Origin of the sequence: Muribacter muris (genome assembly GCF_001038205.1) — a bacterium.
GTDB classification, from domain to species: Bacteria; Pseudomonadota; Gammaproteobacteria; order Enterobacterales; family Pasteurellaceae; genus Muribacter; species Muribacter muris.
In genome coordinates, this window is sequence record NZ_JWIZ01000058.1 from 1 (window position 1) to 19,097 (window position 19,097).

General features: G+C 45.1%; 18 protein-coding genes. 3 read left to right on the plus strand and 15 right to left on the minus strand.

Translation table 11 applies throughout. The features are described 5' to 3' along the window. The 4 genes from RO21_RS08930 to rpsL all read right to left on the minus strand — a co-directional run. Positions 1 to 386: GTP-binding protein (locus tag RO21_RS08930; protein WP_047977444.1), on the minus strand; the 386-nt coding region annotated here is incomplete at its 3' end. A 69-nt stretch (positions 387 to 455) separates the two neighbouring features. Further along, complete coding sequence (gene fusA, locus RO21_RS08935; RefSeq protein WP_047977445.1) at positions 456 to 2,558, minus strand: elongation factor G; 2,103 nt, start codon at positions 2,556 to 2,558, stop codon at positions 456 to 458. Positions 2,559 to 2,641: 83 nt separating this feature from the next. Further along, positions 2,642 to 3,112: a 30S ribosomal protein S7 gene (gene rpsG / locus RO21_RS08940; protein ID WP_047977446.1), complete on the minus strand. Its 471-nt coding sequence runs from the start codon at positions 3,110 to 3,112 to the stop codon at positions 2,642 to 2,644. Positions 3,113 to 3,238: 126 nt separating this feature from the next. Further along, complete coding sequence (rpsL, locus tag RO21_RS08945; protein ID WP_005543325.1) at positions 3,239 to 3,613, minus strand: 30S ribosomal protein S12; 375 nt, start codon at positions 3,611 to 3,613, stop codon at positions 3,239 to 3,241. A gap of 194 nt (positions 3,614 to 3,807) precedes the next feature. On the opposite strand from rpsL, the gene hemH reads away from it, so the two are divergent. Together hemH and RO21_RS08955 are read left to right on the plus strand one after the other, a co-directional pair. Then, positions 3,808 to 4,767 (plus strand): ferrochelatase, encoded by a 960-nt coding sequence (gene hemH, locus RO21_RS08950; protein WP_047977447.1) that lies wholly within the window; start codon positions 3,808 to 3,810, stop codon positions 4,765 to 4,767. Between the two features lie 258 nt (positions 4,768 to 5,025). Further along, positions 5,026 to 6,930 (plus strand): site-specific recombinase, encoded by a 1,905-nt coding sequence (locus RO21_RS08955; protein ID WP_084724280.1) that lies wholly within the window; start codon positions 5,026 to 5,028, stop codon positions 6,928 to 6,930. A gap of 102 nt (positions 6,931 to 7,032) precedes the next feature. Here RO21_RS08955 and RO21_RS08960 read toward each other — a convergent pair whose 3' ends face one another. The 11 genes from RO21_RS08960 to iolB form a co-directional block, all read right to left on the minus strand. Beyond that, on the minus strand, positions 7,033 to 7,503 hold the full coding sequence (locus tag RO21_RS08960) for a YchJ family protein (protein ID WP_047977448.1): 471 nt from the start codon (positions 7,501 to 7,503) through the stop codon (positions 7,033 to 7,035). Positions 7,504 to 7,556: 53 nt separating this feature from the next. Continuing rightward, entirely contained in the window at positions 7,557 to 9,191 is a 1,635-nt protein-coding gene (gene yidC / locus RO21_RS08965) for a membrane protein insertase YidC (RefSeq protein ID WP_047977449.1), read from the minus strand. 121 nt (positions 9,192 to 9,312) lie between these two features. Beyond that, positions 9,313 to 10,218: a tyrosine recombinase XerC gene (gene xerC / locus RO21_RS08970; RefSeq protein ID WP_047977459.1), complete on the minus strand. Its 906-nt coding sequence runs from the start codon at positions 10,216 to 10,218 to the stop codon at positions 9,313 to 9,315. A 6-nt stretch (positions 10,219 to 10,224) separates the two neighbouring features. Continuing rightward, a complete protein-coding gene (locus RO21_RS08975; RefSeq protein WP_047977450.1) occupies positions 10,225 to 10,515 on the minus strand; it encodes a DUF5377 domain-containing protein in 291 nt (96 codons plus the stop codon). 9 nt (positions 10,516 to 10,524) lie between these two features. Beyond that, the gene (locus RO21_RS12315) at positions 10,525 to 11,217 is read right to left on the minus strand and encodes a glycosyltransferase family 25 protein (RefSeq protein ID WP_047977451.1); all 693 of its coding nucleotides are present in this window, start codon (positions 11,215 to 11,217) and stop codon (positions 10,525 to 10,527) included. Between the two features lie 50 nt (positions 11,218 to 11,267). Next, positions 11,268 to 13,334, minus strand: a complete 2,067-nt coding sequence (glyS, locus tag RO21_RS08985) for a glycine--tRNA ligase subunit beta (RefSeq protein WP_047977452.1) — start codon at positions 13,332 to 13,334, stop codon at positions 11,268 to 11,270. A 12-nt stretch (positions 13,335 to 13,346) separates the two neighbouring features. Continuing rightward, on the minus strand, positions 13,347 to 13,799 hold the full coding sequence (locus RO21_RS08990; protein WP_047977453.1) for an EVE domain-containing protein: 453 nt from the start codon (positions 13,797 to 13,799) through the stop codon (positions 13,347 to 13,349). A 784-nt stretch (positions 13,800 to 14,583) separates the two neighbouring features. After that, a complete protein-coding gene (locus RO21_RS08995) occupies positions 14,584 to 14,943 on the minus strand; it encodes an endonuclease domain-containing protein (RefSeq protein ID WP_047977460.1) in 360 nt (119 codons plus the stop codon). 32 nt (positions 14,944 to 14,975) lie between these two features. Next, on the minus strand, positions 14,976 to 15,239 hold the full coding sequence (locus RO21_RS09000; protein WP_047977454.1) for a hypothetical protein: 264 nt from the start codon (positions 15,237 to 15,239) through the stop codon (positions 14,976 to 14,978). 44 nt (positions 15,240 to 15,283) lie between these two features. Next, positions 15,284 to 16,192, minus strand: coding sequence for a glycine--tRNA ligase subunit alpha (gene glyQ, locus RO21_RS09005; RefSeq protein WP_047977455.1), 909 nt, complete (start codon positions 16,190 to 16,192; stop codon positions 15,284 to 15,286). A gap of 161 nt (positions 16,193 to 16,353) precedes the next feature. Continuing rightward, positions 16,354 to 17,178, minus strand: a complete 825-nt coding sequence (gene iolB / locus RO21_RS09010; RefSeq protein ID WP_047977456.1) for a 5-deoxy-glucuronate isomerase — start codon at positions 17,176 to 17,178, stop codon at positions 16,354 to 16,356. Positions 17,179 to 17,385: 207 nt separating this feature from the next. On the opposite strand from iolB, the gene RO21_RS09015 reads away from it, so the two are divergent. Next, on the plus strand, positions 17,386 to 18,897 hold the full coding sequence (locus RO21_RS09015) for a CoA-acylating methylmalonate-semialdehyde dehydrogenase (RefSeq protein ID WP_047977457.1): 1,512 nt from the start codon (positions 17,386 to 17,388) through the stop codon (positions 18,895 to 18,897). Positions 18,898 to 19,097: the final 200 nt, after the last annotated feature.

Sequence of the window (19,097 nt, forward strand, 5' to 3'; positions counted from 1 at the left end):
GGTACGCCTACTTGGCGACCTAATAGGATGTGCTCACGCGTTTGTGGCATAGGACCGTCTGTTGCTGCAACGACTAAGATTGCGCCGTCCATTTGTGCCGCACCGGTAATCATGTTTTTAACATAGTCGGCGTGTCCTGGGCAGTCAACGTGTGCGTAGTGGCGAGTTTCAGTATCATATTCAACGTGTGAAGTGTTGATGGTGATACCACGCGCTTTTTCTTCCGGCGCGTTGTCGATTTGGTCGAATGCACGAGCCGCACCACCGAAGTGTTTTGCAAGTACAGTCGTGATTGCTGCTGTTAAAGTTGTTTTACCGTGGTCAACGTGGCCGATTGTACCCACGTTAACGTGCGGTTTTGTACGTTCAAATTTTTCTTTAGACATTGCTAATGTTTCCTTAATTTACATTCCGTAGCACCCAAACTAAAGTGCTACGGTGTTTTGACAAAAAGATTATTTTTTACGCGCTTCAATAACTGCTGCTGCAACGCTAGTCGGTGCTTCAGCATATTTTAACGGTTCCATTGAGTAGGATGCACGACCTTGAGTTTGTGAACGTAGGTCTGTTGCATAACCAAACATCTCTGAAAGTGGTACTTCAGCATTGATTTTAACCACAAATTCATTTGCTTCTTGACCATTAACCATTGCACGACGACGGCTTAAGTCACCAATTACATCACCAACATAATCCGGTGGTGTTTCAACTTCCACTTTCATAATTGGCTCAAGTAATACTGGGCTTGCTTTTGCGAATGCGGCTTTAAATGCTAAAGATGCAGCAAGTTTGAACGCAAGCTCAGAGGAGTCAACATCGTGGTATGAACCGAAATGTAAACGCACACCCAAATCTACTACCGGATAGCCCGCCAATGGACCGGATTTAAGCTGCTCTTGAATACCTTTATCAACCGCAGGAATGTACTCACCAGGGATTACACCACCTTTGATTTCGTTAACAAACTCATAGCCAGGGCCTTCCGGATCTAAAGGATACAAGTCAATCACAACGTGCCCGTACTGACCACGACCACCTGATTGTTTTGCGTGTTTACCTTCGACATCGTTAACACGAGTACGGATAGTCTCACGGTAAGATACTTGCGGTTTACCGATATTAGCTTCCACTTTAAATTCACGCTTCATACGGTCAACGATGATATCTAAGTGTAACTCACCCATACCGGAGATAATAGTTTCACCGGATTCTTCATCAGTGTGAACACGGAATGAAGGGTCTTCTTGTGCAAGACGACCTAATGCTAAACCCATTTTCTCTTGGTCAGCTTTTGTTTTTGGTTCTACCGCAACAGAAATTACCGGCTCTGGGAATTCCATACGCTCAAGAATAATTGGTGCATCAATCGCACATAACGTATCACCCGTACCAACATCTTTTAAGCCGATAGCTGCAGCGATATCACCCGCACGAACTTCTTTGATTTCTTCACGTTTATTAGCGTGCATTTGAACGATACGACCAAAACGCTCACGTTTTTGTTTCACGGAGTTCATCACTGTATCGCCGGAATTAATCACACCTGAATAAACACGGAAGAAGGTTAAGTTACCAACAAACGGGTCAGTTGCAATTTTGAAAGCTAATGATGAGAACGGCTCATCATCACTTGCGTGACGCTCACCTTCAGTTTCATCTAAATTGATACCTTTAATTGCCGGAATATCTGTCGGTGCTGGCAAGTAATCAATTACTGCATCAAGCATTGCTTGAACACCTTTGTTTTTAAATGCAGAACCACAGCAAACAGGAATCACTTCACCGGCTAATACGCGTTGGCGTAATGCGGTTTTGATTTCTTCTTCGGTTAATTCTTCACCGGCAAAGAATTTTTCCATTAACTCTTCAGAGGCTTCCGCTGCTGCTTCAACTAAGTTGTTACGCCATTCTTCACATTCAGCAAGCATATCAGCCGGTACATCTTCATAGGTGAAAGTCATACCTTGATCAGCTTCATTCCAGTTGATCGCTTTCATCTTAATCAGGTCAATAACACCTTTGAAGTTATCTTCTGCACCGATTGGTAATTGAAGCGGAACAGAGTTCCCGCCTAAACGTGTTTTGATTTGCTCAACAACACGTAAGAAGTTAGCACCTGTACGGTCCATTTTATTCACAAATGCAATACGAGGTACTGCATATTTATTTGCTTGACGCCATACAGTCTCAGATTGTGGTTGAACACCACCTACTGCACAGTAAACCATTACCGCACCGTCAAGTACACGCATTGAACGCTCTACTTCAATAGTAAAGTCAACGTGTCCCGGAGTATCAATTACGTTGATACGGTGTTGCGGATACTGTTGAGACATACCGGACCAGAATGCGGTTGTTGCCGCAGACGTGATTGTGATACCACGTTCTTGTTCTTGTTCCATCCAGTCCATTGTCGCAGCACCGTCGTGAACTTCACCGATTTTATGGCTTACGCCTGTATAGAAAAGGATACGCTCAGAGGTAGTGGTTTTACCTGCGTCGATGTGAGCACTGATACCGATATTACGATAGCGCTCAATAGGGGTTACACGAGCCATTATTATTACCTTGTAATCTAATGTAAATTGTTTATATAGTAATAGGCTTCATCACAAAATTCGAGATGAAGCCTACAAACTTATTACCAACGGAAGTGAGCAAACGCTTTGTTAGCTTCAGCCATGCGGTGAACATCTTCACGTTTCTTAACGGCTGAACCTTTATTATCCGCTGCATCGGAAAGTTCATTCGCTAAACGTAACGCCATTGATTTATCACCACGTTTACGTGCTGCTTCAACAATCCAACGCATTGCTAATGCGTTGCGGCGGGTAGGACGTACTTCAACAGGTACTTGGTATGTTGAACCACCTACACGACGAGATTTTACCTCAACCGTCGGGCGAACATTTTCTAGTGCGATTTCAAATGCTTCCAACGCTTCTTTACCGGAACGTTGTGATAAAGTATCTAATGCACTATACACGATTGATTCTGCGATAGATTTTTTACCATCTACCATTAATACATTAATAAATTTCGCAAGTAACTCTGAACCGAACTTCGGATCTGGAAGGATTTTGCGAGGTTCAATACTACGACGACGTGGCATTGTAAATTCTCCGTTTTTTAATCTTCAGGATTATCCAAAACTCTTTGTTGAGGCAAAGCCTACATTCACTGGAGTTTAGGTTTAAATATTTAATTTAGACGTTTGGCCTTACTTAACGGAGAACCATTAAGCTTTAGGACGTTTAACGCCGTATTTAGAACGACCTTGTTTACGATCTTTAACGCCGGCACAGTCTAATGCACCACGTACGGTGTGATAACGCACACCCGGTAAGTCTTTTACACGACCACCACGGATAAGCACAACACTGTGTTCTTGAAGGTTATGACCTTCACCACCGATATAAGAAGTTACTTCAAAACCGTTTGTTAAGCGAATACGGCATACTTTACGTAACGCTGAGTTAGGTTTTTTCGGAGTTGTAGTATATACACGAGTACATACACCACGTTTCTGCGGGCAAGCCTCTAATGCAGGAACGTTGCTTTTTACAACCTTTTTCACACGCGGTTTGCGTACTAGCTGGTTGATAGTTGCCATTAATTAAGCTCCAGTTAAAATAAAAAACAATAAAAAATCCACCCTTAAAGGAAGGACGGCAAATTCTAGTACGATAATCAATCAATGTCAAGACCATTTCATTTTACCGCCCTTACCTCTTGCTTTGATAAATAGCCTAAAAGGTACGAATTTTCTATAATAGCCATAAATAAAATCACAATTAAGGAATTTTTATGTCAATTCAAAAAATCGGCATTCTACTCGCCAACCTAGGCACACCGGATGAACCCACAACACCCGCCGTAAAACGCTACCTAAAACAATTTTTAAGCGACCCCCGCGTCATTGACTTACCCAAACTCAAATGGCAATTTATTCTGAATTGTATGGTTTTACCGAAAAGAGCGCCCAAAGTCGCCACCGCTTACCAATCTATCTGGACAGACGCAGGCTCACCGCTTCTTTCCATCTCTCGCCAGCAACAACAAGCTGTACAACGCTACTTTGACGAACAGGGTCAAAATGTGATGGTTGAACTGGGAATGAGTTACGGCAACCCCAGTATTGAAAGCGCTGTAGGAAAGTTACTGAACCAACAAGTTAAAAAAATCATCGTTCTACCACTCTATCCACAATACAGTTCGACCACAACCGCTTCCGTCTTTGATGCTTTTGCACGTGGTTTAGCCGCTCACAAAGGGATAGTCCCCTTTGAATTTATCCACAGCTACCACGACAACCCATTGTATATCAAGGCGTTATCTAATACCGTATCCCTCGCCGAAGAGGAATTGCTGCTTTTCTCTTTCCACGGCATTCCCAAACGCTACGAAACGGAAGGCGACTATTACGCCCAACACTGTCGGGAAACTGCTCGTCTTGTTGCAGAGCAACTCGAGTTAAACGACAATCAATGGCAGGTTTCTTTCCAATCCCGTTTCGGTGATGAAGAGTGGCTACAACCTTATACCGATGAAACCCTGTCCGCTTTCCCTCAAAAAGGCGTGAAAAAAGTGGCTGTCATCTGCCCCGGCTTTTCCGCAGATTGCCTTGAAACCATCGAAGAAATCGCCGAAGAAAACCGAGAGAATTTTGAACACGCCGGTGGCGAAAGTTACCGTTATATCCCTGCACTCAATGCTAATGCCGAGCATATTGATGTACTTGTAAAACTCATTGAAAAGCACCTATAATTTATCCTATCAGTCTTGTGTTTTTATATTAAACAACAATCCTAGCTATATAATACCCAGCTCACTGCCCCATTCACCAAGGGGCAGATTTATTTTTAATCTCTTAGTTTTGCAAACTTTATCTCGTATAAGACCGCTTGTTACAGTGATAATAGATTTGTAAAACAATACGATAAGGAGTGTTTTTTGACGACAAAAATCCTATTCAATCACGACAATTTAACTACATTGATTGAACAAAAACTAAATGATAACGATATGTTTGCTCTACTGAATCACTTCTGTCAATGGCTACGTAACAGCGAAGACGGAATGCGGGGGCAAGCCCTTTATCAGTTGGTCAAATATTTAAAACAACATAAAACCTTAACTGAAAATCTTGCCGCCCAACTGTGTCGCTGGCTTTGCGGTATGCGGCTATACCCTTTGCTCATCAGCAATGGCATTTTAGGTCGTGAGGGCTTTGGACGGGAACTGCGCGCTCGCTTTTATGAAAAAATCAATCCGTCCTTCAAAGATGTTAATGATCTGCGTGATATTTTCTTCCTCTTATTCAATAACAAGAATGATAGCCAATGGCTTAATAACGTGCCGTTACAGGCTTGGAGCAGTCTGTTAAAAATACTACACCGCTATACCTCGGCACACGATCGGGAGACACTGAACAATCACCTACGCTACGAAGGTCTATTCGCTATTAAAATGCTCTCAATTTGGTTAGCTGCAGAAGAAATGGAACCGGAGTTAATGCGCCTTGACCCAAGTTTACTTGATGCCGACAGCCCGTTTGTCGCCTTACAGAGAGAGGTAATGCACTGGATTGATGCACGCCGCACTAATCAAGCCTTTGACGATGCCCATTTACAGGTAATGTTCGATCAAAGCCAAGCACTCATCGAACGGCTCAAAAAGAAAGGGGCAACAATGGGATCATCTCTTGGGGTCGCCTATCTACTTGAACGTTTGGAGCAAACCCTCGACCGTTTAGCTGCGTTAATGGAGGTATTCGGCTCTAACCGTTTTCTACCCCGCCGTATATTGCTACTGACCGCTAACCTTGCCTCTGCCTCAGCAGACAAGCACAGTATGTCGAAACTTTGGAAACAAAGCGTCAATATGCTCTCCCGCAGCATTACACAAAACACCAGCGATCACGGCGAACATTACATTACCCGCTCCAAGCGTGAATATTTGACAATGTTCTACTCCGCAGCGGGAGGCGGTGTGCTGATTGCTTTGATGGCATTATTCAAAATTTATCTTGGTGGCGTAATAGAAGACAAAGTCTGGAAATGCGTTGCCGAAGGGTTAAATTATGGTATTGGTTTTACACTGATTTTTATGTTGCACTTCACCGTTGCTACTAAACAACCGGCAATGACCGCCGCTCGTTTTGCCGATGCGGTGGGTAAAAACCCGCAAGGACGAGCGGTGAATATGAAATTGGCGCAGTTACTGGTGGATGTATTTCGCTCTCAAGCCGCCGCCGTTGCCGGCAATGTACTGGTTGCCGTAGGCATTGCCGCTTTAATTGCGTGGGGCTATCGCTATGTCCAAGGGCAAGCACTGCTCAATGCCGATCAAATCCACTACCAACTCCACAGTATCGATCCAACCCAAGGCACACTATGGTTTGCCGCTATTGCCGGTCTATGGCTGTTCTGCTCCGGCATTATCTCCGGCTTTTTCGACAACCGCTGCCATTACCTAAATATGAGAATGCGGCTACAAGAACATCCCCTGCTCAAACGGCTAATGCCAACGACATTGCGTGAGCGGTTTGCCGAGTATATGCATCAAAATTACGGTTCGATTATGGGGAATTTCTGCTTTGGTATGCTGTTGGGTTTAACCTCTGTCGTCGGCTACTGGCTGGACTTACCCCTTGATATCCGCCACATCGCTTTCTCATCTGCCAACATTGGCTATGCGATCATCAGTGGTGAACTAGGTTGGGCTATTTTCTGGCAAAGCCTTGCTTTCGTGCTGCTCATCGGTGCGGTGAATTTAATCGTCAGCTTCTCACTCACACTCTCACTTGCTCTGCGTTCACTGAATGCGGAAGTCGAAAGCTGGCGGGAAATTATTCGTTGCGTGGGTAGAATTTTACAACAACGCCCGCTCAGTTTAATTTTACCCTTACAACTTGAACATAAATCATAACGCAACAAGCGGTCAGATTTAATACAGACTCTGCAAACAAAAAGGACACCAATGGTGTCCTTTTTGCAAAAATCGCAGAAAAACCAACCGCGTGTTTATGTTTCAGAAATCGAATGCGCCGCAACAATATTTGAATTTTTTACCCGAACCACACAGGCACGGGGCTTTTTGGGTTGGGAGCGGCACAGTGGGATCAACAAAGTACCATCGTCCGTCCATCCGAACAAATAAGGAGCGTTCGTGATGACTTTGCCGCCCGTTTTCCGTGTCAAAAAATGCGTGAAATTCTACGCTGCTATGCAGCTTGCCCAACTGTGGTTGATGAGCAACAATCGTCAAACCTGCCCATCGGGTCGTTGCCGCCCATTGCTGCATTGCCTTGCGATCTAATAAAGGCTGTTGGCTCGGCACGGTAGTATTTACAATATAATCAATATCTTGCCGAGTGTATGCCGTATAACGAGAGCGCATTAATTGCTCTGCGGTTTGGGGCAATTGCTCACCAGTATGAAAAGGGCGGCAACACTGGGCATAAGGCATTGTTGATTGGCAAGGGCAAAGGGCTTCGTTCATTTTATCTCCTAAAAGAAAACCCGCGTTTTTACGCAGGTTTTCTCAATAAAAGCTTATTTCTTCACACGGCTGTGTAAGCCTTTTTTCTCTAAATTACGATAAATAAACCATTGTTGTGCAATCGTAATTAAGTTAGAAGTTAGCCAGTAAAGCACCAGACCTGACGGGAACCACAGGAAGAAGACCGTGAAAATCACCGGCATAAAGGTCATTACTTTCTGCTGCATCGGATCGGCAACCGGGGTCGGCGACATTTTTTGTAACAAGAACATTGAGCCGCCCATCAATAACGGCAAAATGTAGTACGGATCTTGCGCCGAGAGGTCTTGAATCCAGCCAAAGAATGGCGCGTGGCGCAATTCAACGGCTTCCATAAATGTCCAATATAATGCGATGAAAATCGGCATCTGTAAGAGAATCGGTAAGCAACCGCCCATTGGATTGACTTTTTCTTCTTTATAGAGCTTCATCATCTCTTGGCTCATACGCTGGCGGTCATCACCGAAACGCTCACGCATTTCTTGGATTTTCGGTTGCAACATACGCATTTTCGCCATTGAGGTGTATTGTGCTTTGGTAAGCGGGTAGAGAATGGTTTTGACCACAATCGTTACGCAGATAATCGCTAAGCCCCAGTTCACCACTAATTTTTGGATTTGCGTCAGCAACCAGAATAACGGTTTCGCAATAAACCACGCCCAGCCGTAATCGACGGTTAAATCAAAGTTATTCGCCGCATCAGCCATTGCCGCCTGATCTTTCGGACCTGTCCATAAATGGCTGGTGATTGTTGCTTGGCTATTCGCTGCCACTTGGGTGATTGGCCCACGATAACCGATTGTGCCTACGCCGTTTGCCGTACGGGTGTAGAGATTATTCTCGGCATCTTGGTTGGGAATCCACGCCGACACAAAATAGTGTTGCAAGATTGCTGCCCAGCCGGCTTTGGTATCAACGGAAAGATTGGCTTTCGCCATATCGTCGAAGCTGTATTTTTTGTAGTTGGTTTCAGCAGAAGAATAAGCACCACCGGTATAGGTCGGCATTGCGAAATTACCGGAGCTTTCCACCAATGAGTGTTTTAGCTGACCGTAAGGTTGCACTTCGATGGTGTCTACCGTGCGGTTATCAATGTGAAAATCCACCGCCACATTATAGCTGCCGCGTTTGAGGGTGAATGTTTTGGTGTAGGTTACGCCCTCTTTTTCAAATACGAGCGGCACAACTAGCTCGTCTTGCCCGTCAGCTAAGCTAAAACGCTCCGCTGTTGTCTGATATTGCGGGCGACCGGCGTTAGTATCGATCCCGTTTTTCCCCACCAAACCGCTTTGGGCAACGTATAAGACTTTACCGTTATCCTGCAATAATTCAAACGGGGTATCCGAATTCAACTCGGCATTGTGTTTTAACAAATCAGAGTCAATTACATCACCGCCGAGGGTATCCACTGTTAAACGTAATACATCGGTTTCAAGGGTAATCGTTTTGCCCTTTGCGGATTGTTCGAGAATAGGCGAAGATTGATTTGAGGAAGCGGGTACATCACCCGATTGATTTGCAACTTGCGTTTGCGCTGCCGCTTGCTTTTGCGCCTGAATTTCAGGGTCAAAATCTTGTTGCCATTGCGTAAAAATCAGGAATGACACAAGTAGCAAACCCATAATCAGTAAACTACGGTTTGAGTTCATTTTAGGTTCTCTGTGGTTAAAGTGAAAGGGAAAATCCCAAATAGAAAAGCCCATATTCTAATATAGGCAACAGGGTTGAACAATTTATTTGTCGGGAAATTTAGCAAAACCTTGCGTGTTATCACAATTCTTCCTTCTTACGCCTTGCTCTCGGGTGCGCGGCATCATAAATTTTGGCTAGGTGCTGAAAATCCAAATGGGTATAAATTTGCGTGGTTGCCAAGTTACTATGCCCCAACAATTCTTGCACCGCCCGCAGATCTTGGCTGGCTTCCAACATATGGGTAGCAAAAGAGTGGCGTAGCTTATGGGGGTGAAGGTGGCTGTCCAGTGCCTGCTTTTTGCCCCACTTTTGCATTATAAGCTGAATACTGCGTTGCGATAAACGTTTGCCCCGTTGGTTAAGAAATAACGCATTCTCACAAGGTTTGAACTGCGACCGAACTGCCAGCCACTTTTGTACCGCCAGTACCGCTTTTGAGCCGATCGGCACAATCCGCTCTTTACTGCCCTTGCCCAGCACTTTCACTTCCCGCTCGTTCAAATCCAAATCGGCAAGATCCAAACCTTGCAGCTCCGATAAACGCAAGCCAGCACTGTATGTCAGCTCCATCATTGCCAAATCCCGTAAATCCTGCGGCTGATCGCTATCCACATTCAGCAGTTGGGCAACTTGCTCCGCCTCTATATTCTTCGGCAAATGTTTGCTCACCTTTGGTGATTTAATACCCACCGCCGCATTCACCGCCAATTCGCCCCGCCGCACTAAAAAAGCGAGAAATTGGCGCAAGGCGACTAAGCGTAAGCCGATGCTTTTCGCCCCTAGCCCCTGCTTATGACTTTGCGTCAGCAACCAACGCACTATGGTCGGCTCGACAGCCTGCCACTGCTCAACGCCAGCTTGAGTAAGCAGTTCGCACACAGCTTTCAACTGACGCTGATAATTTGCCAACGTATGCGGGCTGGCTTGGCGTTCAATCCGCAGAAAATCCCAATAGGGCTGCATGGCGGCGTAAAGGGAGCTCATCACCAATTACGCCAAGCCTAATTTACCGATTTTTACCCCGATATTACCGAGTGCCACCGGCCCAAGATAATCGGCTAAAAACTTAAACAGCTCATCAACTTGGTGGAAAATACAGTGGGTTTGCACCTCTTTTTCAACCTTACGAGTAAATTCGTAAGAGACTTTTTCACCGTCAATATGGGCTACCAAATTGAGATAAACCGTTTCAAAATAGTGGCTCATCGCCCCTTCCAAACCGGGATCGCTAATGCGTACATCCCATTGATTACTAAATAAAATTTCAGTTTTAGTTTGCATAATATCCTCTTATTTATAGGGTTGTTGACGAGCAAGAGTTCGCTCATTTTCTAAATCGGATTCTGTTTCCGGCGGCACATAACCAAACAGTTGCGATAAGATAATCATCTTATCTAGTTCACAAAACAGACTAAATTGATCGGCAAGCCAAGCCGGCTTTTCCGCTTCTAACCGTTTGAGCAATGAAACCGCCTTAGATTTACGGATTAAATAGAGAGAAGATCCGTCATTATCGCATTCGACCGCACTTTTCGGCACAAAATAATTTAGATCCCCGCCGCTAAAAAGTGCGACATTACCGCCTTTCGCCAATTCTAATTTTTGCAACAGAACTATATCGGCTTGAGTGGACTTAAAATGTGCTAAACAAGCGGTGAGATATTGCGAAAAATTTGCAATCAATTTCACATCATCTTCCGCCACAATCGCAAAATCATCATCGGCTAATTGATTATTTTCGGCAATCAATCGCCACGTTTTAATATGCGAAAGTGTACACCCAATTTCGCCCAATGTGATCGGTCGCTGAATAGATTGACAGAAAAACGCTGTATTAAATACCTCGCGCCCATCGCCAATCAAAGCTAAAAACGCCTTATCGACCGCCGCCACCCGCTGAAAGCTGTGAGCTTCTTGCTGCTGATAGAATTGACTGAGCCGATCCGTGCGGCGATCCAAATTGATGACATAGCCCTGAAACATTCGATTTTCTCAAAAAAGAGACCGCTTGCAAGCGGTCTGTTAAGCCTAAATTATTGCAAAAGCGAAATATCCGCTACCTGCAAGAATAACTGCTGAAGGGTGTTTAAAATCGCCAAGCGGTTTTGACGGAGTGCCGGATCATCAGCATTCACCATTACGCTGTCAAAGAAATTATCCACCGGCTGACGCAAGCCTGCCAGCTTATCTAACACCGCCGTATAATCGCCTTGTTCAATCAGCGGCTGCACCTCTTGTTGTAACGCTAACACCGCTTCGGCAAGGGTTTTCTCCGCCGCTTCAACACAAGCGGTCAGATCGATCGCTTTAATTGCAACGTCCGCCTTCGCCAAAATATTGCTCACACGCTTATTCGCTGCCGCTAAGGCTTCAGCACTCTCAAGAGTACGGAAATGAGACACGGCACGCACACGGGCATCAAAATCCGCCGGTTTGGTCGGACGGCGAGCCAGCACCGCTTGAATCACATCAACGGCAATCCCTTCGTCTTGATACCACGCACGGAAACGCCCGAGCATAAAGTCCACCACATCGGCAACCACATTGCTATTAGTAAGTTTATCGCCGAACAGCGCCGCCGATTTTTCGACCAAATCCGCCAAATCCAGCGGTAATTCTTTCTCGACGATAATGCGTAACACACCAAGGGCAGCACGGCGTAGCGCAAACGGGTCTTTATCGCCTTTCGGGTGCTGACCGATACCGAAAATACCGGTGAGAGTGTCGAGTTTGTCTGCCAATGCTACCGCACACGCCACCAATGAGTTAGGCAATGCGTCGCCGGCAAAACGCGGCATATACTGCTCGTTCAACGCGACGGCGACCTCTTCGTCTTCACCGTCGTGGCGGGCGTAGTGCATTCCCATTACCCCTTGGGTATCGGTAAATTCAAACACCATATTGGTCATTAAATCGCATTTAGACAACAAGCCGGCACGCTTGGCTTTCACTTCGTCTGCGCCAATCTGTTTCGCAATTTCACCCGCCAACTGCTCAATGCGAGCCGTTTTATCCCGCAGTGTACCGAGCTGCTGTTGGAACAACACAGTTTCAAGGCGAGGAAGTAAATCTTCCAAACGTTGCTTCAAGTCAGTTTTGAAGAAAAATTCCGCATCGGTCAAACGTGGGCGTACCACTTTTTCATTCCCTTCAATAATCGCTGTCGGATCATCAGGATTGATATTAGATACGAAGATAAAGTGCGGTAACAATTTGCCGTCTTTATCATAAATCGGGAAGTATTTTTGGTCGCCTTTCATTGTGTAAACTAAGGCTTCCGCCGGCACCGCGAGGAAACGCTCCTCAAAGGTTGCCGCTAACACATTCGGGTACTCGACCAGCGAGGTAACTTCGTCAAGCAAGTCGTCCTCAATGTCCGCCACACCGCCTAAAGCGGTCGCTTTCTCTTGGGATTTTGCAAAAATCAGCGCACGGCGTTCGTTGAAATCGGCAATCACCGAGCCTTTTTCTTTCAAAAGCTGTGGGTATTGGTCGGCATTCTCAATCTCAAATTGGTGTTCGCCGAGGAAACGGTGTCCACGAAGAGTACGGCCAATGGTTACGCCAAGAATTTCACCTTCGATCAACTCATCGCCAAATAACAATGTGGCGGTATGTACCGGGCGAACAAATTGCTCGGTTTTATCGCCCCAACGCATTGTTTTCGGAATCGGCAACTTAGCGAGGGACTGGCGGATTATCTCCGCCATCAAATTTTTGGTCGGCTGACCCTCAACGGTGGCACGGTGAACCAGCCATTCGCCTTTATCGGTGGCAATACGTTCCGCCTGATCAACGCTGATACCACAGCCTCTCGCCCATCCTTCAGCGGCTTTGGTCGGCTTGCCTTCGGCATCAAACGCCGCCGACACCGCCGGCCCGCGTTTTTCTACCTGCTTGCTCGGCTGGCTTTCCACCAAGCCCAGCACTTTCACGGCTAAACGGCGTGGGCTGGCAAACCATTCCACTTTATCAAACGCCAAACCCGCTTGGTTTAACGCCTGTTCTACATTCTCTGCAAACGCAGTCCCTAATTTTTTGAGTGCCTTCGGCGGCAGCTCTTCTGTGCCGATCTCGGCAAGGAAGGTTTTGGTTGTCATTGGGTTAATTCTCTATTTAAAAAGTTCTAAATTTTCAGGTATTTTAAAATCAGGTTGTGCATCTAACATATATTGATAAATATGATCAAAAAAAGATTTTGATATTTCAAAATGTCCAAATCGAAGTTTTCCAGAATAGTGTTTCCATTCGGAATGAATTTTAGCAATATTTATAGGGCACTCTCGTTTTATTTTTAAATAATTAACATTTCGTCTAAATGGAATAAAATTTTCTGTCATTTTAATTTGATAGGCTTGGTCATCCGTAATCTCTCCAATTGCGGTAAAAGCTTGATACTTTTCCTCAGAACCTAATTGCAATTTAGGGCTATAGTAAATTAAAAAATCGCCTTTTCTCATTCGATTAAGCGGCGCTTGCTTACCATGACAAACTTGGCAAAACCCACCTGCAACACCTATCATTACATGCTCTTTGGAAACTACGCCTACCCAAAACTTCATCATTTTCCCCTTTTGCAAATTTTCTCTTAAAACCTGTTGTTGAAGTGATTTTTACTTTATTTCTACTTCTGCCAAATCTCCCCTAGCCCCTCTTTGCTAAAGAGGGGAATTTGTTTTGAGGGAAATTCAATATCGAGCTTTTTTCAAAACAATATTTAGTTCTTCAGATAGACCCATTGCACCCTTCGGTCTGATCCCCCTCTTTAGCAAAGAGGGGCTAGGGGAGATTTGAGCGTTATTCTAATTTTTATAGCAAGAAATTTCCTCAACCTCATACCCAACAAATAATATTCAACTTTTCAGATAAATCCATTATTCCCTTCGATATGATCCCCTCTTTAGCAAAGAAGGGGTAAGGGAGATTTGACTACTATCCTACTTTTTATAGCAAGAAATTTCCTCAACCTCATACCCACAAATAATATTCAACTTTCAGATGAATCCATTATTCCCTTCGATATGATCCCCTCTTTAGCAAAGAGGGGGTAGGGGAGATTTGAGCGTTATTCTAATTTTTATAGCAAGAAATTTCCTCAACCTCATACCCAACAAATAATATTCAACTTTCAGATGAATCCATTATTCCCTTCGATATGATCCCCTCTTTATCAAAGAGGAGTTAGGGGAAACTTGACCACTTTGTTATAGCAAGAAATTTCCTCAACCACATTCTCAACAAATAATATTCAACTTTCAGATAAATCCATTATTCCCTTCGATATGATCCCCTCTTTAACAAAGAGGGGTTAGGGGAGATTTGGCAGACTCAATTTCCAAAGCAAATAATCTATTCCTCCACCGATTGAAGATGCAGCCATATTTCTTCAACTACACGATCAATCTCTCGCATCACCCTGTAATTATCAAACCGCATTACCGTTAAACCGAGTGAAGCTAATTCCGCATCTCGCATTTTATCATTTGCCTGATGTTGCGGTTCATAATGTTGCCCTCCGTCAAGCTCAATCACTAAACTCGCTTTCGGGCAGTAAAAATCGACAATATAGGTCAGCAGCGGCTTTTGCCGATAGAAACGAACGCCAAGCTGGTCATTCCTGATCCGATACCATAACCGCTTTTCTGCTTCGGTTGGTGTTGTCCGCAATTTTTGGGAATTTGCTTTTAATGATTTGACATAGGGCTTCATTTTGCAAAATTCCCCTAACATCTCACCGCTTGCTAACCGAAAATTGTGTCCAACTCCGCCAAATCCAGTATCACTGTTTCATCGCCAATCACCAACGCCGGAATACCGATATAGCCATTTTCTTTTGCATTATTAAAGGCAGAATGACGATCCCGCAGTCTTAAAAACGGTTTAAAATTTGCACCATTTTCGGTAATGTCGCAGGGTTCGTAATCAATCCCTAAACGATTAAGCTCAGCGATAAACGGTGCAGTATCCGGACACCAATAGGCAAAATATAAAATCGGTTTTGTCATTTTAACCTCATTCAACTTCCCCTCTGTGAAACAAAGGGGAGATATTATTTCTTACACCCCGGAAAACCCAAGGCTTCACGGCTGGCGTAGTAGGCTTCGGCAACGCCTTTGGTTAAAGCACGGATACTCAGAATATAACGTTGGCGTTCGGTTACCGAAATCGCTTTGCGGGCATCAAGTAAGTTAAAACTGTGTGCCGCTTTTAAAATACGCTCGTACGCCGGTAATGGGAGTGGTTTTTCTAAACCAAGCAATGCTTGCGCTTCTTTTTCGTACTGTTCAAAGCATTGGAACAAGAAATCTACATCAGCATATTCAAAATTGTAGGTGGATTGTTCCACTTCATTTTGGTGGAACACATCGCCGTAGGTAGTTTTACCGAGCGGGCCGTCCGACCACACCAGATCGTACACGCTATCCACGCCTTGAATATACATCGCCAAACGTTCTAAGCCGTAGGTAATTTCGCCCGTAACCGGTTTACACTCCAAGCCACCAACTTGTTGGAAGTAGGTGAATTGGGTAACTTCCATTCCGTTAAGCCATACTTCCCAGCCTAAACCCCACGCTCCTAACGTTGGGTTTTCCCAGTTATCTTCGACAAAGCGAATATCGTTTTGAGTTGGGTCGAAGCCGAGCATTTTTAGGCTGTCGAGGTAAAGTTCTTGAATGTTGTCGGGTGAGGGTTTAATCACCACTTGGAATTGGTAATAGTGCTGTAAGCGGTTCGGGTTTTCGCCGTAGCGACCGTCTGTCGGACGGCGGGACGGTTGAACATAAGCAAATGCCATTGGTTCGGGGCCCAAAGCACGCAGGCAGGTCATCGGGTGAGATGTCCCCGCGCCAACTTCCATATCAAACGGCTGCACAACGGTACACCCTTGGCTTGCCCAATAGTCTTGCAGGGCAAGAATCATACCTTGAAACGTTTTGACGTTAAATTTCGGATTCATAAATACTCTTTTCAATATGCAAAATAATTGACCATTATACTCAAAAACCGACCCCGATCCCAGTATTGATAGCAAGATCGCCAATCAAGTCGTAAAAATATCAAATGTCGGTTTCGCCTTGATTGAAAACAGAACGGTCAGCAATTTGCTGACCGTTTTCACTATTTATACTTATCTCGATAATGCTCGCCGTTCACCCAAAGATGATCTTGCTCCCAGCTAAATTGCCATTTCCGTATCGGCCCCGCCATCACATTGAGATAATAATTATTGTAGCCGGCAATGGTCGCAACGGGGTGATAGCCTCTCGGCACTTTAACCACATCTTTATCATACACCGCCATACATTCATCTAATGTTCTATCCTCGGTATAAACCCGCTGCATTGCAAAGCCTTGCGGCGGATCGAACCGATGATAATAGGTTTCTTCCAGATAGGTTTCATTATCCACATTTTTATCATCGTGTTTATGGCTCGGATAAGAGCTAGTATTGCCTTCATCAGTAAACACTTCGACCACCAATAAACTGTCTGCGGGTTCGGTTTCCGGCAAAATATTATGCACCAGACGCTGATTACGCCCAAAGCCCCGTTTCTCTATGCCAATATGGTTCGGGCTAATCAGCCGAACCGGATAGTTGCCTTTAGCAGGTGCTTTGCATACGGCTAATTCTAACGTCAGCTCCGTAGTTACCTGCACCTGTTTATGCGGCGGAATATAAACAGCGTAAGGGGGGATTTTCTCAAACGGTGTAATGCGATTACCGATATTTTCAAACGCATAATCATCGACATACACCGAGCCAAAGCCGGTAACAAACACCAAGCATAATTCATTGTGATCACTTTCAAGGGTAATTTGCTGTTGCTTAAGCTGATAAACCTCAAACCCAACATACTCCCAAGCCGCATTTTCGGGCGTGATCTGTTGAATTAAACCGTCGGCTTGCTGCATATTCGGTTTCGAGAGAAGTGGACTAGACATAACAACCTCTTTAGCTAAATAGTCAGGTAGAAAAACTATACTCCGGCTTTCTCAAATTGAATACCAGCAATATGCAAACTTGCTAACCAGATCACAAAAATGAAATAAATTTTTCATTTTTAAATGATATATATTGATATTTTCCATTTTTAGCGGTAGCTTATTGGCTATATTTTGCCCTTTAACGACCTGATAAGGAGTGCCTAAATGACCCAATTTGTCCCTAATTTTATTAACGGCGTTGCGTTAGAAAGTCAAAGCCAACGTATGCTTCCTGTCTTTAACCCTGCCACAGGTGAAGAGATCAAAAAAGTGAAATTAAGCACGGCGGACGAAGTCGATGCCGCCATTGCCGCCGCAGACCAAGCCTTTAAAAGCTGGTCGCAGCAGTCCCCCCTACGCCGGGCCAGAATTTTATTTAATTTCAAAACATTACTTGAAGCCCATTTTGATGAATTAGCCCGCTTAATCAGTACCGAGCACGGTAAAATCTACTCCGATGCGGTGGGCGAGCTGACCCGAGGCTTAGAAGTCGTCGAGTTTGCAACGGGTATTCCGCACCTGCAAAAAGGCGAGTTCTCCGCCAATGCGGGACGTGGTATTGATATTCACTCTATACAACAACCGCTCGGCGTGGTTGCCGGCATTACCCCGTTTAACTTTCCGGCAATGGTGCCAATGTGGATGTTCCCAATAGCCCTTGCCTGTGGCAATACCTTTGTCCTAAAGCCATCTGAAAAAGATCCGTCCGTTTCGATTCGTTTAGCGGAACTGCTCAAAGAAGCCGGCTTACCTGACGGCGTATTTAACGTTGTACAAGGCGATAAAGCGGCGGTCGATATTCTATTAACCGACCCGCGTATTCAAGCGGTCAGTTTTGTCGGTTCGACTGCAATCGCCCAATATATCTATGAAACAGGCTCGGCACACGGCAAACGGGTGCAAGCCTTAGGCGGTGCGAAAAACCACGCCCTCATAATGCCCGATGCGGATATTCCGGCAACGGTCAATGCCTTGCTCGGTGCGGCATTCGGTGCAGCCGGCGAGCGTTGTATGGCATTATCCGTTGCGGTGATTGTCGGCGATGAACTGGCAGATAAAATCATCGAAAATCTTATTCCAAAAGTAAAAGCACTGAAAATCGGTTCGGGGCTACTGCCGGAAGGTGTGGCTGAAAATGATATGGGGCCGGTCATTTCCCAAGCGCATAAAGCGAAAATTGAGGACTATATTGCACAAGGGGTCGCACAAGGCGCAACCCTCTGCGTGGACGGGCGCAACTATACCGTAGCAGGCTTTGAGAACGGTTATTTTGTCGGCGGTACACTGTTTGATCGCGTTACCCCTGAAATGACCATTTGGCAAGACGAAATTTTTGGGCCGGTACTTTCCATCGTACGGGTGAAAGATTATACAGAAGGAATGGCTGTCATCAACAGCCACCAATACGGAAACGGCAGCGCCATTTTCACCCGTGATGGCGATGCCGCCCGCCAATTCAGCCAAGATGTGCAAGCCGGAATGGTCGGCATCAATATTCCGATTCCCGTGCCGATGGCATTCCATTGCTTCGGCGGTTGGAAAGCCTCTATTTTCGGGCCGCTCAACGTCTATGGCAGCGATGGCGTACGCTTCTATACTCGAATGAAAACCATCACAACACGTTGGCCGGACAGTACCGTACGCACTCAAGCGGCGTTTAACTTCCCGACCTTATAAAGTCGCCCAGTCTATTTTCTACAATATTATGTAGCAGTTGCACAAAGTTATTTTTTGTTCGCTTGTAGGGACACACTGCGTGTGTCCGGATTTTAACCTATTGAAACAATTTGATTTTTATAAAGGACACACGCAGTGTGTCCCTACATTCTGTTAAAATGTCTATTTTTGTGCATTTGCTACATAATACCGATTTTCTA

What these genes read in the sequence shown, in the direction of transcription:
- RO21_RS09000 (WP_047977454.1), bottom strand. Translation starts at nt 15,239, where the DNA reads ATGACAAAACCGATTTTATATTTTGCCTATTGGTGTCCGGATACTGCA.
- RO21_RS08975 (WP_047977450.1), bottom strand. Translation starts at nt 10,515, where the DNA reads ATGCAAACTAAAACTGAAATTTTATTTAGTAATCAATGGGATGTACGC.
- glyS (WP_047977452.1), bottom strand. Translation starts at nt 13,334, where the DNA reads ATGACAACCAAAACCTTCCTTGCCGAGATCGGCACAGAAGAGCTGCCG.
- RO21_RS08960 (WP_047977448.1), bottom strand. Translation starts at nt 7,503, where the DNA reads ATGAACGAAGCCCTTTGCCCTTGCCAATCAACAATGCCTTATGCCCAG.
- RO21_RS08955 (WP_084724280.1), top strand. Translation starts at nt 5,026, where the DNA reads ATGTTTGCTCTACTGAATCACTTCTGTCAATGGCTACGTAACAGCGAA.
- fusA (WP_047977445.1), bottom strand. Translation starts at nt 2,558, where the DNA reads ATGGCTCGTGTAACCCCTATTGAGCGCTATCGTAATATCGGTATCAGT.
- iolB (WP_047977456.1), bottom strand. Translation starts at nt 17,178, where the DNA reads ATGTCTAGTCCACTTCTCTCGAAACCGAATATGCAGCAAGCCGACGGT.
- xerC (WP_047977459.1), bottom strand. Translation starts at nt 10,218, where the DNA reads ATGAGCTCCCTTTACGCCGCCATGCAGCCCTATTGGGATTTTCTGCGG.
- glyQ (WP_047977455.1), bottom strand. Translation starts at nt 16,192, where the DNA reads ATGAATCCGAAATTTAACGTCAAAACGTTTCAAGGTATGATTCTTGCC.
- RO21_RS12315 (WP_047977451.1), bottom strand. Translation starts at nt 11,217, where the DNA reads ATGTTTCAGGGCTATGTCATCAATTTGGATCGCCGCACGGATCGGCTC.
- yidC (WP_047977449.1), bottom strand. Translation starts at nt 9,191, where the DNA reads ATGAACTCAAACCGTAGTTTACTGATTATGGGTTTGCTACTTGTGTCA.
- hemH (WP_047977447.1), top strand. Translation starts at nt 3,808, where the DNA reads ATGTCAATTCAAAAAATCGGCATTCTACTCGCCAACCTAGGCACACCG.
- RO21_RS08990 (WP_047977453.1), bottom strand. Translation starts at nt 13,799, where the DNA reads ATGATGAAGTTTTGGGTAGGCGTAGTTTCCAAAGAGCATGTAATGATA.
- RO21_RS09015 (WP_047977457.1), top strand. Translation starts at nt 17,386, where the DNA reads ATGACCCAATTTGTCCCTAATTTTATTAACGGCGTTGCGTTAGAAAGT.
- rpsL (WP_005543325.1), bottom strand. Translation starts at nt 3,613, where the DNA reads ATGGCAACTATCAACCAGCTAGTACGCAAACCGCGTGTGAAAAAGGTT.
- rpsG (WP_047977446.1), bottom strand. Translation starts at nt 3,112, where the DNA reads ATGCCACGTCGTCGTAGTATTGAACCTCGCAAAATCCTTCCAGATCCG.
- RO21_RS08995 (WP_047977460.1), bottom strand. Translation starts at nt 14,943, where the DNA reads ATGAAGCCCTATGTCAAATCATTAAAAGCAAATTCCCAAAAATTGCGG.